This is a genomic window from Pseudomonas sp. Irchel 3A5 (assembly GCF_900187575.1).
In the GTDB taxonomy this organism is placed as follows: domain Bacteria; phylum Pseudomonadota; class Gammaproteobacteria; order Pseudomonadales; family Pseudomonadaceae; genus Aquipseudomonas; species Aquipseudomonas folii.
The window spans coordinates 156,532-170,025 of sequence record NZ_FYDU01000004.1; the positions used below are offsets into that span (position 1 = coordinate 156,532).

12 protein-coding genes are annotated in these 13,494 nt (G+C 58.6%); 3 read left to right on the forward strand and 9 right to left on the reverse strand.

Features of this window, described 5'->3' with window-relative positions; all coding sequences use genetic code 11:
- Positions 1-128: 128 nt before the first annotated feature.
- The gene (locus CKW31_RS07635) at positions 129-518 is read left to right on the forward strand and encodes a MerR family DNA-binding transcriptional regulator (protein ID WP_095093761.1); all 390 of its coding nucleotides are present in this window, start codon (positions 129-131) and stop codon (positions 516-518) included.
- A 40-nt stretch (positions 519-558) separates the two neighbouring features.
- A complete protein-coding gene (locus CKW31_RS07640) occupies positions 559-1,458 on the forward strand; it encodes a hydroxymethylglutaryl-CoA lyase (protein WP_095093762.1) in 900 nt (299 codons plus the stop codon).
- 840 nt (positions 1,459-2,298) lie between these two features.
- Here CKW31_RS07640 and CKW31_RS07650 read toward each other — a convergent pair.
- The 3 genes from CKW31_RS07650 to CKW31_RS07660 all read right to left on the reverse strand — a co-directional run bounded on the left by CKW31_RS07650 (position 2,299) and on the right by CKW31_RS07660 (position 4,101).
- A complete protein-coding gene (locus CKW31_RS07650) occupies positions 2,299-2,871 on the reverse strand; it encodes a LysR family transcriptional regulator substrate-binding protein (protein WP_095093763.1) in 573 nt (190 codons plus the stop codon).
- Positions 2,832-3,152 (reverse strand): LysR family transcriptional regulator, encoded by a 321-nt coding sequence (locus CKW31_RS07655; protein WP_095093764.1) that lies wholly within the window; start codon positions 3,150-3,152, stop codon positions 2,832-2,834. Before CKW31_RS07655 ends, CKW31_RS07650 begins: the two co-directional genes overlap by 40 nt.
- 343 nt (positions 3,153-3,495) lie before the next feature.
- Positions 3,496-4,101: a DJ-1/PfpI family protein gene (locus CKW31_RS07660; protein WP_095093765.1), complete on the reverse strand. Its 606-nt coding sequence runs from the start codon at positions 4,099-4,101 to the stop codon at positions 3,496-3,498.
- 133 nt (positions 4,102-4,234) lie between these two features.
- On the opposite strand from CKW31_RS07660, the gene ftrA reads away from it, so the two are divergent.
- Entirely contained in the window at positions 4,235-5,188 is a 954-nt protein-coding gene (ftrA, locus tag CKW31_RS07665; protein ID WP_095093766.1) for a transcriptional regulator FtrA, read from the forward strand.
- Here the strand turns inward: ftrA and CKW31_RS07670 are convergent.
- The 6 genes from CKW31_RS07670 to CKW31_RS07695 all read right to left on the reverse strand — a co-directional run bounded on the left by CKW31_RS07670 (position 5,175) and on the right by CKW31_RS07695 (position 13,478).
- Entirely contained in the window at positions 5,175-6,335 is a 1,161-nt protein-coding gene (locus tag CKW31_RS07670; protein WP_095093767.1) for a serine hydrolase, read from the reverse strand. The genes ftrA and CKW31_RS07670 overlap by 14 nt on opposite strands.
- Complete coding sequence (locus tag CKW31_RS07675) at positions 6,332-7,486, reverse strand: iron-containing alcohol dehydrogenase (protein WP_095093768.1); 1,155 nt, start codon at positions 7,484-7,486, stop codon at positions 6,332-6,334. Before CKW31_RS07675 ends, CKW31_RS07670 begins: the two co-directional genes overlap by 4 nt.
- A gap of 228 nt (positions 7,487-7,714) precedes the next feature.
- On the reverse strand, positions 7,715-8,347 hold the full coding sequence (locus tag CKW31_RS07680) for a LysE family transporter (RefSeq protein ID WP_095093769.1): 633 nt from the start codon (positions 8,345-8,347) through the stop codon (positions 7,715-7,717).
- Between the two features lie 46 nt (positions 8,348-8,393).
- Positions 8,394-10,136 carry an FAD/NAD(P)-binding protein gene (locus CKW31_RS07685; protein WP_095094005.1) on the reverse strand — a complete coding sequence of 581 codons (1,743 nt, stop codon included), beginning with the start codon at positions 10,134-10,136 and terminating at the stop codon, positions 8,394-8,396.
- Between the two features lie 5 nt (positions 10,137-10,141).
- Positions 10,142-12,151, reverse strand: a complete 2,010-nt coding sequence (gene sbnB, locus CKW31_RS07690; RefSeq protein WP_095094006.1) for a 2,3-diaminopropionate biosynthesis protein SbnB — start codon at positions 12,149-12,151, stop codon at positions 10,142-10,144.
- Between the two features lie 10 nt (positions 12,152-12,161).
- Positions 12,162-13,478: a SidA/IucD/PvdA family monooxygenase gene (locus CKW31_RS07695; protein WP_095093770.1), complete on the reverse strand. Its 1,317-nt coding sequence runs from the start codon at positions 13,476-13,478 to the stop codon at positions 12,162-12,164.
- Positions 13,479-13,494: the final 16 nt, after the last annotated feature.

The window sequence follows — 13,494 nt, forward strand, 5'->3', positions numbered from 1 at the left end:
GCAAGCACCGCTCCCACAGAAATGCATTCCAAGATCCTTGATCTGTGTAGGCCCTGCAGTATTTCCTGCTTGACGTAAACGTAAAGGGAACCTTAGGTTAAGCCTCTGTTTCCCCGCCGAGCGCGTACATGACCAGCCAGACCTACAGCATCTCTGATCTCGCCCGTGAGCTGGATATCACCACCCGGGCGATCCGTTTCTATGAAGAACAAGGCATGCTTGCCCCTGAAAGACGTGGGCTGGAGCGTATCTACTCGGCCAGAGACAAGGTCACGCTCAAGCTCATTCTGCGTGGCAAGCGCATCGGTTTTTCCCTGGCTGAATGCCGCGAATTGATCGAGCTTTACGACCCTGCCGGCGGCAATCACAAACAACTGGAGACCATGCTCGGCAAAATCGGCGAACGCCGTATTCAGCTGGAACAACAACTCCTGGATATCCAGCACATGCAGCTGGAGCTGGACACCGCTGAAGAGCGCTGCAAGTTGGCGCTCAGTAAAACTATAAAAATCAAGTAACTGCAGAATTATTCTCGAATGAATCGAGAAGGAGCCAGTCATGCCACTACCTGAAAAAGTCCGCATGGTAGAAGTGGGTCCTCGCGACGGATTGCAGAACGAATCGCGGCCTGTCAGCGTTGCGGACAAAACCAGACTGGTGGATGAGCTGTCGGCAACCGGCCTGAGCTACATCGAAGTCGGGAGCTTTGTGTCACCCAAGTGGGTGCCGCAGATGGCAGGCTCGGCAGAGGTCTTCGCCGGTATACAGCGCAATGAAAAGGTGACTTACGCCGCACTGACTCCCAACTTTCGCGGCTTTGAAGATGCCCTCGCCGCTGGAGTCAGAGAAGTTGCCGTTTTCGCCTCTGCGTCCGACACCTTCTCGCAACGCAACATCAACTGTTCGATCAGTGAGAGCCTGGAACGCTTCGCTCCAATCCTGGAGGCCGCACGCTTGCACGGTATGCGGGTGCGCGGTTATGTCTCCTGCGTATTGGGCTGTCCGTATGAAGGCCGAATCGCGCCAGCACAAGTCGCAGCCGTCGCCAACGAGCTGCTTGGCATGGGCTGCTACGAAATATCCCTTGGCGATACCATTGGTGTTGGAACCCCCGATAAAACCCGTGAGTTATTCAATGTCGTTGCAGGGCGCATCGCCCGGGGCAAACTCGCCGGGCATTTCCACGACACCTATGGCCAGGCCTTGGCCAATATCTACGCCAGCTTGCTGGAAGGCATCCACGTCTTCGACTGCTCCGTCGCCGGGCTGGGTGGCTGCCCCTACGCAAAAGGTGCCAGCGGCAACGTCGCCAGCGAAGATGTGCTTTACCTGCTTGACGGGCTGGGGATCGAAACCGGAGTTGATCTGGATCGGCTGATCAACGCTGGCCAAGGCATCTGCGATGTCCTTGGCAAGGTCAATGGCTCGAAGGTAGCCAAGGCACGTCTGTCGGCCTGAGGTGCGACATGTTGCCGCAGAGTGTTACCCTGCCCGCATCAAGCAGGAAAAAGCGGGTAACACGGAAACAGCTAGCGGCATGATTGATCGAGTCTCAGACTGACGATTTCCATCAAGCCCCTGTTTTTAAAAGGATTTAAATAAACTGGCACGCCTCCTGCTATATGTTCGGTACAACAAAAATAAAAACGTGCAGTAACCCAATAAAAACAAGACGTATCGGCTCTGACATAACAAGAACAACACGGACAGAGGCGCAGCTAACAGATTTTTTTGGAGTGGATAGCTTTTCTGAGGACCTTGCAAAAGACCCTCGCAACCGGACAGAGAACAACAAAACTACCCTGAGGTAGCTCCAGACCTGGTTGGATCAACAAGATAAAAGCCGCATCAGCGCTCAAAAAAATACGTTTGCTCTTGATCCCCAATGGGATCGCTTAAAAACAGCGACAAGGGTACGGCCACCAAAAACAACAACAGGCCGCCCAACAACAAAAAAGAGCATCGAAAAAACCTTGAAGGGGAGCCCAGGCTCCCCTTCGTGCTTTCTGGGGTTTGATGAGGCCGTGAGGCCGGGCATCGAACCGCATCAACAGAAACCGACATGCTTTTGATCTGCTTTTGATCCGGAATTCGATATTGCTGTGTGGGGCAAGAGCGTTTTGCTTTCTTTGCGCTCCATCAAAAGTGAGGCGCTGTAAAAGCGCAACCAATATCAGCAGTGACCGCAGAAACGGATATGTACGCAACAAGTCATAGGCACGTATGCACTGGCCTCTTCGCGAATGAATTCTTACAGGGCAATCGCACATCGATAATGGGTCTACGGCTCAGTGGATCCTAATCCCCCACCCGCAGCCGCTTCAGCACCTCGATCACTTCATTCGCCGCATTGGACAACAACGACCCTGGTCGGGCAATCACGCTGATACTGCGCTCAACCTGCACCGGCAAACGAACGCACTCGAACAGACGGCCCTCGTCCGGAACCAGGCGGCTGGGCAGAATCGTCATACACTGCCCCTTCCCGACCAGATCCAGCAACGTCGCCACACAACTCAACTCCCCGCGGTGACTGAGGCGCACCTGAGCGGCAGCCAACTGACCATGCAACCGCTCCACACCCGCATGGCGCCACGACACATACCTTACGCCCTCACATAGCTCGTGAAACGGCCGCGGCGTCAGCAAACGGCTTCGGGCAGCGACCAACACATAAGCGTCCGACCAGTGCACATGCTCAACATGATGCTCATCAAGCGTCGTCGTGGGCAGGATCAGAATATCCGCCAGCTCCCGTCGCAACACATCCAGGGTTGGATGCTGCTCACTGCCATGCACCACATTCAAATGCACCCCGGGGTGCAGCCGGGTCATCGCCTCGACGCACGCCGCCAGAGACGTCTCGTCCATGTGGTTACAGTAATGAACCGTGACACTGCCGCTGAGCTCACTTTTTTTAGATGCTCAAGGGTCGCCAGCAGACTGTCCAGCGTACGGCTGATGACCTGCCCCTCCGGCGTCAGGGTGCAACCTGCGCGACTGCGAATGAACAGCCGCTTGTTGAAATAGTCCTCCACTTCCTTGATGGCATAACTGATGTTCGATTGACTGCAACCCAGAATCGCAGCGGCTTCCGAAAACGAGCCATGGGAAGCAACGGTCTGGACGATTTTGAAGAAGTGGGTATTCATTTTTCTTGCACTCTGTAAGCGTTGAAGGCTCTGGACTGCGCGTTGAGGAGATAGTGGCGTGCAACAAACCTGCTATGCCAGCTTGTTGCGGAAAAAGGCGGGGATAGAAAATGCAGGAACTGCCCCGGTGTACATGGCACCGCGCTGTTTTGCGTCAAATGGTGAATCTGTAGGAGTGCACGAGCACCGCGAGGCCGCGATAGCGGTGTGTCAGACAGGACGCCATCGCTGCCTCGCGGTGCTCGTGAGCTCCTACAGAAAGATCTTCCAGATCAAGTATTTATGCTTTTTTTATAACCAAAATCTCAGCAAGCATCTGGCCAGACCGGTCGACACCGTCAGATCAATCGTTCTCGGTCCAATCGAAATCCAGTTGCAATGCAGTACGCTCGGCCAGTTCTCGACTGTGCAGGCGCTCCACAAGGTGCAGGCTCATGTCGATCCCCGCAGAGATCCCCGCCGACGTCACGAAAGCACCCTCGTCCACCCAACGCAATGTGCTCAGCACATCGACCGACGGGAACATCTCTTTAAGGTCATCAATGTCTTCCCAGTGCGTGGTGACTTGCTTACCGGCCAGCTTGCCGGTCTTGACCAGCAAAAAGGCTCCAGTGCAGACTGCCGCCACCACGCGCTCCGGTACTGACTGCTCGCTGATCCAGCGGATCACGTCAGGCTTTTCCAGCTCGGCATTGACCACACCGCCCGGCACGATCAGACAATCTATCGCAGGGTGGTCATTGATCGAGAAATCCGGATCGACTTTCAACCCGGCACGGGCGCGGATCGGGTCGGTGGTACGACCAATGGTGAATACGTTGAACAACGCCCGGTCATCGCGGCTTTTACGCAAGTGCATGCGCGTCGCGGTAGTGAAGACTTCGTAAGGACCTGCGAAGTCGAGAACTTCAACGTCGTCGTAGACGTAGATACCGATGTTGATAGACACGAACGTACTCCTGGATCGCACCGGCGACCGCTGGCAAATGGTAAGGCAACCGCCTGATTTCAGGGCTTCAGGTTAACCAGTACATTTGCACCGCACTACTGGCGGAAATGCCAATATCCGGTAACATCGTGCCATGAAAAATCATCTTGTCGTCGCCCTCATCTACAACCAGCTGTGCACCTTTGAATTCGGCTGCACGGTTGAAGTATTCGCCCTTAAAAGACCCGAGCTGGGTGTCACCTGGTATGAGTTCGCTACGTTCCCGGTGGACGAAGGCCAGATTACGGCGGCAGGCGGTATTACCATCGTGCCGACGCCGGGCGAAGTGTTGCTGGAGAACGCCGATACCATCATTGTGCCTGGCTGGCGCGGAGTCGAATCAGAGGTCCCTCCCAAGCTGATTGCCCAGTTACAGGCCGCCCACGCCCGTGGCGCACGTATCTGCTCGATCTGTACCGGTGCATTTGTCCTGGCTGCGGCGGGATTGCTCGAAGGCAAGCGCGTCACGACGCATTGGCGCTACACCGATTTGCTGGCCAGCATGTACCCGGAACTGACCATCCAGCCCAACGAGCTGTATGTCGATCAGGGCCAGATTGTGACTGCTGCGGGTTCTGCGGCGGGCCTGGACATGATGTTGCATCTGGTGCGTAACGATCACGGCGCAAAAGTGGCGAACATGGTCGCGCAACGCATGGTCATCCCGCCCCATCGTGAAGGCGGTCAGTCGCAATATGCCTCGCGCCAGCTGGTGTCTGCCAATGAAGGACCGATCTCGAAGTTGATGGACTGGATCCGCAGCGACCTGCAACGCCAGCACAGCATCAAGGACATGGCGGACCACGCGGCCGTCAGCACTCGCACGCTGCACCGCAGTTTCATGGAAAGCACCGGCCTGACCCCCAACGACTGGCTGCTGGGTGAACGCATTGCCTACGCGAAGGAATTGCTCGAGTCCTCGAACATGCGCCTGACTGAAGTCGTCGATGTCGCAGGGTTCGGCTCCGAGGAGTCGTTCCGTCGCCACTTCCGCAACATCGTCGGCGTCAGCCCCAGCAGCTACCGCAAGCAGTTCACCAGGGCTTGATGGCTAACGGCGAATAAATCGCTTCGATCAGGGCCTCTGGAAACTCCCCCCAGGCCCCCGCCACCGCTGTGTTGGTCATCGCCACCAGACTGATTTCGGCTTGCGGATCCACCCAATAATGGCAGCCGTAAATCCCGCACCACGACCAGCTTCCGGGTCCTTGTGATTGCCGGGCCTGAAGCGGATCGGTCAGCAGCATGGGGCCTAGGCCAAATTTCCAGCCCGCCCCCCTTCCCTTGATCTGCACCTCGCCAATCGCATTGCTTAACAGGCTGGACGTGGCAGCCTCGGTCAATAACGGCGCACCGCCGAGCCGCAAGCACTCCAGCAAACGTAGATAGTCATCGGCGCTGCCGATCATCCCGGCCCCGGCCGATGACCAGGCATGCGGATCACTGCTGCGACAGGCCGAAACGCTGACCCTGCCAGTGTCCAGATGCAGCTCATCAGCGCAGTTGATTAACACCGGCAAATGGGCGTCATCCTTGTAGGCACATGCCAAGGACTGCGGATCACCCTCGTGAAACCCGGTAGCGCCCATTCCCAGCGGCTCGGTGACCCAATGCCTGATGGCCTCAGGCAATGTCATGCCAGTCACACGTTCAACAACCACGCCCAGTACATCTGTGGCGAGTGAATACCGCCACGCGCTGCCCGGTTTGAACAGCAACGGGACGCTCGCCAGCCGCCGCAGGTTTTCAGCCTGATCGAAAGCGACGAGATCCAGCCCGTCGCTGACGCCAATCTGCTCATAGGCGTTACCGGGGGGCAATTCAAAACCATAAGCCAGCCCCGACGTATGAGACAGCAGATGGCGCAGCGTGATAATCGGCATTGAGCCGTCCGCCAGTTTCGGCGTGAAATCCGGCAGCCAGCGGGTCAGCGCATCATCGATATGTAGCACGCCATGTTCCTGCAAACGCAGAATGCAGACCGAAGTAATCAGCTTGGTCAGGGACGCCAGCCTGAAACGTTGATGCCGGGTGATGGGCCTCTGCGCCTCGCGATCCGCCCAACCCCGGGCACAGGCGTAACGAAGTTCACCCGCCTGAGCCAGCAGCACCACGCCACCGACAATCCGGCCTTGATCAACAACGCCACGCCAGACTTCGTCGATGCGCTTGATGGTTGCCGCGTCGACAATCACCGGCCTCGCACCGCATTGCAGAATATCTGCGCGTACATCTCAGCCGAATGGCGGATCGGATTGGTGTGCGAGCAGCCATCGGCAAACGCCATCTGCCCCACCAGCTCGGCATCGTGTTCGTCGATACCCAATGCACCAAGCGTATGGGGAATACCGATGTGCTCACGCAGCGTCAGCAACCACTCCATCACCCCGTTGAACCCAGGCCGGGTCAAACCCAGCGCCACGGCCAATGCATCCATCTGCGGCCCCAACGCCGATTGATTGGCCTGCAACACGTAGGGCAGCAGGATCGCGTTGAGCAACCCATGGTGATGGTCATACAGAGCGCCCAGCGTCTGAGCAATCGCATGCACGCCACCCAGGCCGCGCTGAAAGGCCGCTGCGCCCAGGCTGGAAGCCACGAGCATTTCCTGCCGGGCCTGCAGGTCGCTGCCATCGGCAACCGCTCGAGGCAGGAACTGTTTGATCATCTGCATGCCCTTCACCGCAACGGCTTCTGCCATGGGGTGATACTTCGGCGAGCAGTACGCTTCCATGCAGTGGGTCAAGGCATCGACGCCGGTTGCCGCGGTGAGGTCGGCGGGCAAACCCAGTGTCAGGTTGGCATCCAGAATCGCCACCCGCGGCATCATCCGGATATGCAGAATCGTGCGTTTGACCCGTGCCTGTTCGTCAGTGATCACTGAGGCCCGACCGACTTCCGAGCCAGTCCCGGCCGTGGTGGGCAACGCGATAATCGGGGCAATGCCGTCAGGATCAGCGCGCTTATGGTTTTCACCGATGTCTTCAAAGTCCCACAACGGCCGAGTCTGACCGGACATCAACGCGATGGCTTTGGCGGCATCCAGCGCGGAGCCGCCACCAAAGGCGATCACTCCATCATGGGCGCCCGCTTTGTAGGCTTGCAGACCCTCGGCAACGTTGGTCCCGGTCGGGTTGCCTTTGACCTGATCGAACAGACCGCAGAGCCCAAGCGCTCTACGGCAGTCCGCCAGTGCACGCTGAATCATGTCAGTACCGCCGAGGAATCGGTCAGTCACCAACAGTGGCCGACGGATACCGCTGGCTTCGCACGCCTGGGCCAATTCCCGAACGCGCCCCGGCCCCACCCGGATCGACGTCGGGTAGTGCCAATCATTGCTTTGCATGGTGTTCATCCTTGTTCAAATCAATAAGAGTCGCCCCGTGCCCCTGACACCGCACTATCGCGCAGCAAACACAGTTCCGTGTGGGAGCGGTGCTTGCCCGCGATAAGGGCGACGCGGTCTGAAGGGTAAATCGCGGTGCTCTTATCGCGGGCAAGCACCGCTCCCACAAAAATCGCACCTATTCAGTGATTCATGATTTGTTTGATAGGGGGTTGCGCAGGTTGCGGATCAGATAGGCCACAACCCGATCAGCAAGCGCAGGCCAAACGCGACCATGAACACTCCGGTGATGATGTCGATGGCCTTTTTCATGCGCTGATAACGCGCCTGCACGGCGGGAATGGAAAACAGCGTGGCAAGCAGCACGAACCAGGAGATGGCCAGCACGGCAATGATCAATACTCCGGCCGTACGCACCCACATTGGCAAGCCTGGTGTCGAAACAGTGGTGAACACGCTGGTGTAGAACGCCAACGCCTTGGGATTGGTCATGTTGGTCAGCAAACCGAACCGATACGCCCGGCCGAGACTGCCAATACCCAGCTCGCCGATGTTGCGCGGCTTGGGTTGCGCCCCGGCATTGCGCAGGCTTTTGCTGCCCAGCCAGATCAGGTACGCGCCCCCCAGCACCTGCAACGCGGGTTGCGCCCAAGGCAACTGCTGGAACATCAGACCCAACCCCGTGCACGCCAGCAATGCCCAGATGATGCTGCCCGAGGCGACGCCGAGTCCGGCGCAAATCCCCTGCTGCCGGGACTGGCTGATGGACAGTTGGGTAATGACCAGAAAATTCGGCCCGGGACTGATGATCAATACGATAAAAGCGCCGGCAAGCGCGGTCAGCAACGTAATCTCGACCATGGAGATAATCCTTCTTCAGTAATTGGATAAAAGTGAATGGGTAGAGTTAATCAACCGCCAGGCTCTCGACCTCGGCATGCAGCGCAGCGAAGCAGGCCAGCACCGCGGTCCGCGCCTGCAACGGTGCTTTACAGGCAGGGTCCGGCGTTGGCACGTAATGGTTGTAAAAGCTGCTGCCTTCGACGCCGGGCCCCAGTACCCAAAGGCGTTCGTGGGTAGAACCGTCGCGACGTAGCGCCCGGCTTTGGGCATCAACCGCGATGCCGTCAGCCGGGTATGGATGCGCCGCCCTGATCAGCCCCTGCGTCAGCATGTCGTTGATCAAAGGCAAATGGCTCTGGCTCAGGCCGCTGTGGGCGTTACGGGCATTGATCAGGCTGTCGACTTCAATCGCGTGGATGCCACCAGGCGCTAAAGGCCTGACCACGCCTGAATCCATCAGCGCCAACAAATCTTCGTAACGTTCTTTCTGCGGCCCGCCGACCAGTCGATTACCAAGGCCCGCCCATGCGCCGTAGAATTCAAGGGTCGAGCGATCATTGAGGCCATCGTGATCGGCGACCAATCGCAACAGGTCCCGGCAGTCACGCCAGACCTCTAGCGCTTGCGTGAGTGGACTGGCATCGACACCCAGACAACTGCGCGCCAGATCGCGGGCAATCCATTGCCGAAACCATTGGGGGTAGTGCTGCGGATCGCCCTGCCAGCCCTGAATACCCAGATAGTCCTGCGGCTCGAACGGGCCAAACTCCTCGGCCAATGATGCAAAAACATCCCGTACCGCTTGTTCAGTCCTCGCGTTTTGCAGCGAGTGGCTAACGAACTGCAGGCGGCCCGGCTGGTGCAGACGCGCTTGCGCCAGGTAGAAAACACTGCGCATCTCGTCTTCGATCAGCGGCAAAACCTGCTGAGCGAAATCCAGTCGCCCATCCGGGCTGTTTTTGCGCAGTCCGACGATGGCCTGCGCCGTAAAGAACAACCGCTGAGTCACTACGGCGGACGGCGCCCCCTGCGGCCGGCAATGAAACGGCAGGCCCGAACGGGAAAACAGATATATCTGCGGCTCCCGCCCCGAAGGCACGTAACGCCAGCTGCCCTGGCTGTCATCGCGGACAAAGCGGCCACCCCGGCCTTCAGTCAGGTGGGCGATCTGATCCATGGCGCTCAGACCAAGTCCTTCGATCGCTACGCGTTTACCTTCGCAATCTGCCTTTGGTTGCGGCGTGTGTCCGGTGGTCAGAAACACTGCGTCAGCCTCAACGTCCAGCCCGTCAGCGGTGTGCAGTTGAAAGCCTTGATTACTAGATTTCGGTCGACAGCCAGTAATCAGGTTCCGACGATGGTTGACCTGCACATGTGGCGGGCAAAGCGTCAGCAGATGTCGATAGCAATCCTGTAGGTAACGGCCGAGCAGCTTACGTGGCACGAAGTCAGCAAACTCGATGGGCCGCCCTGATTCGCTGACACTTGAATGACCGCGCTCATCCAGGCTTAGCCCCTCGGCGGTGCACCATTGCAGGAAGGTCAGGCCCGGCGCTTCATCAGGCTCCCAGGCCGGGTACGCCGATGAAAAGCCGGACAACTGGCCCGCCATGGTGTTGAGCATCAAGTAGTCAGGCTGCTCCGGCAGATGCAGACCACTGCCGGGCAGTTGTGGGTCGAACAGGTCGATCACCAGCGGCCTGTGCGGATCCCGCCGGGCCTCGCCGATCAGTTGTTCCAGCACACTGAGGCCGCGAGAGCCCATACCGATGATGACAATCCGTTGGGCGTCGAAAAACGTTGGCATAGGCATCACCAGCGCTTCGATTCAAAGAAAAACTCCGGCACCGGCAACGCCGCGCCCTGTTCCACTGCGCGGTCATAGACCCGCTTGCCCACCGCCAGATCGAGTACTCCCAGGCCGAACGGCGAGAAAATCGTCGGCCGGTCCGGGCTGACTTCCACCTCGCCCAGCATCAGTTGCGCCAGGGTGCCCGTGATGAACGAACGATGCTGATAGTGCTGTACGGCCAGATCCGGCGAAGTCTGGGCTTTGAGGCAATGCTCGACGTCGTCCAGGATGTTATTGGCCTGCGCAATGATCTCCGGCCCCAAGTCCCGCAGCGAAATATTCAGCAGGATCTGCTCAGGCCCAAAGCGCTGTTCAATAACGTAAGGGCTGGGTGCCGTGGTGGCGAACACCACGACATCGGCCTGCAATGCCCTATCGAGGTCAACTGCCTGACACACCAGTTGGTGTCGCACGGTGGCGTGACCGACGAGTGCGGCGGCTGAATCGCTGTGCAGATCGAATACTTCCAGCGCTTCGATCTGCCAGCCGTCGCTGACGAACATATCGAGGATGGTCCGGGCAATGAACCCGGCACCCACCACTGACAAACGTCCGATCCTGCGTTGCTGCCGGTTCAGCCAGCGCACCGCCAGCACCGCTGAAGCTGCCGTACGCATGGCGCTGATCCGCGATGCTTCCAGGCAGGCGTAGGCATAACCGCTACGCGCATCATTGAGGATCAATACCGCTGAAGCGCGTTGCAGGCCGGACTCGATGTTGCCGGGGAAACTGGAGATCCACTTGATGCCACTGACCGGTTGCTCTCCGGACAGGCTGGCAGGCAGCGCAATAATGCGATTGGCCGGAGCCTGCGGGAAGCGCAGGAAGTAACTGTCTGGGTTGATGCTGCGCCCGGCATGATGTTCCAGATAGGCCTGCTGAACATCATCGATGCAGGCCACTGGATCCTCGGCGAGGATTCGCGCGACAGTCTTGCCATCGACCACATGAAAAGCAGACTGCTTGAGGCGAGCACTGTACAAGTCAGTGGTCCGCGATGACTCGACAGGCATATCATCCAGGGTCATCTGCAACACATGACGGCCAAACCGCTGCTCGACCCAGTGATCGTCGTAAAGGGTGTCGAGATAGCGTTCGCCCCAATCCGGCGAGAGCGCGACGACCACCGAACCCGGTTCAATGCGATCGCGCCAGGCATGCACCGCGGCGATGACCGTCGCGGTGGAACCTCCTACTAGCAGACCTTTGTTGCGTGCCAGCAAACGGCACATGGCAATGGTCCGCTCCTCCGGGACCATTTCCAGATAATGAATGCCCTCGGCATTGAAGATCGGCGGCCGCTGACTGGTGCCCAGCCCCGGAATGAAACGCTTGCCGGGCGGCGTATCAAAAGTCACCGAGCCCACACTGTCCACCGCCACAATCGTCGTCGCGGGATGGTGACGGCGGAAATACTGTACGCAGCCCATCAGCGTGCCAGTAGTGCCCGCGCCGACAAACAGGTAATCCACATGGCCGAAGTGCCGACCGATGGACTGCGCGGTGGTTCGGGCATGGGCGCGGGGGTTGGCAGCGTTTTCGTATTGGTTGAGCCACACGTATCGCGGATCGGCAGCGACTTTCTCGCGGATCAGCGCAATGCGCGTGCCGAGATAGCCACCATTGGCGTCCAGCTCATTGACCTGAATGACCTCGGCGCCATAGGTCTGCATCAGGCGGATGTTGTGATTGGAGCTGTTGGGATCAACCACGCAAGTGAACCTGATGCCGCGCTCGGCACAGATCATCGCCAGCGCCACACCCAGATTGCCCGACGAGGATTCGATCAGCACGGTGTCCGCGTTGATCTGGCCCCGACTCTGCAAATCATCGACCAGGCCAACCGCCGTTTTGAGCTTGATCGAGCCAGCAGGATTCAGCGACTCCAGCTTTAGAAAGAACTCAGGCCCGATTCCCGCTACTTTGAGAAAGGTCTGGTCGTGAACGATTTCGGAAATGTTGTTGTACATGAGGGTCACGTCATTCAGCCAGCAGCGGTTCAAGGGTTTGTGCCTGCACGGCACGTTCGAGGCCCAGCGCGATACGCTCTGCACGCAATGCCATCAGCGAAAACGACTGACTGTCGCTGATGCCGTGACTGCGTTCGGAGAGCCCGTTGACCCACACCTTGATGTCGCATTGGCCCTGAGTAGCGATGCGGTAATCACGATCAATCACCAGTCCGCCATCCAGATCGGCCTTGAGCCACGGCTGCAAGTTGCTCAGCAGCGGCGGCAAGACAGGCTGCTGATAACCGGTGCCCAGCACGATCACGTCAACCTCCAGCACCTGACTGCTCAAGCTGAAGGTGTCCGTCAGTGTGACCCGGTAGCCATCAGTGGTTTTTTCCACCTGGCTGATCTCGCTGTAGGCATGGGTGCGCAGGCGTTGGCGACCGGCGATGGCGTCTTCGTAAATCAGTGAAAACAGCTTCTGGCTTTCGTCCGGATCGATTCCGGCGTAATTGGTCGAGCGACTCCAGTCCAGAAAACGCTGCCGGGCGGCAGGGTCCAGGCTGTGGAAGTAATCCACGTGGTCTGGGGCGAACACCCGATTGGGGAATTGTCCGAGCTGGGTCAGTTTGAAACCCGCAGAACGATGAACCGAATGCACAAGGATGTTGCGCTCCCGGGCGATCAGCTCCAGCACCGATTCGCTTGCACTCTGCCCTGAGCCGACCACCAGCCAGCGCTTGGGCAATAACTCGCCGAACGCCTGCAAGCGGGTCAGGAACTGCGAGGTGTGAAATAACGTCGGGCCAGGTAGACCCTGGAAAAGCTGAGGAATATGAGGCGCGCTGCCGCTGGACAGCACGATATTGCGGGTTTCTACACGGCCGTTCGGTGTTTCGATCTGAACACGGCTAAGGCGCCCCTCCTCCATCACCGGCAGAATTTCCCTGACCGGCGCATTGAATTGCGTCTGACCATCGACTTGCGCCGAGACCCAGCGCAGGTAGTCCGACCATTCGTGGCGACTGGCCGGACGCCCCAGCAGTCCGAAGTCGAACAGGCGGCCCTGGTCCTTGAGGTACATGGCGAACGAAAAGCGGCTGCGCGGATTGCGCGGCGTGACCAGATCACGGAACACGTGATGGTTGATGTCGGTGCCGCTGAGGAGCAGTTCGCGATGCCACTGCGTGTCATGTGCGGCTTCCAGAAAACACATCGAGAGTTCGCCAAGCGGCGAGCCCAGCTCGCGTGCGTCTTCGAAGACACACGACAGCGCGATGCCAGCCGGGCCGAAGCCGATACACACGGCGTCTGCGTGAACGCCCCTTGTTGTTGATGCACTCATTTGCGTCCCATCCATA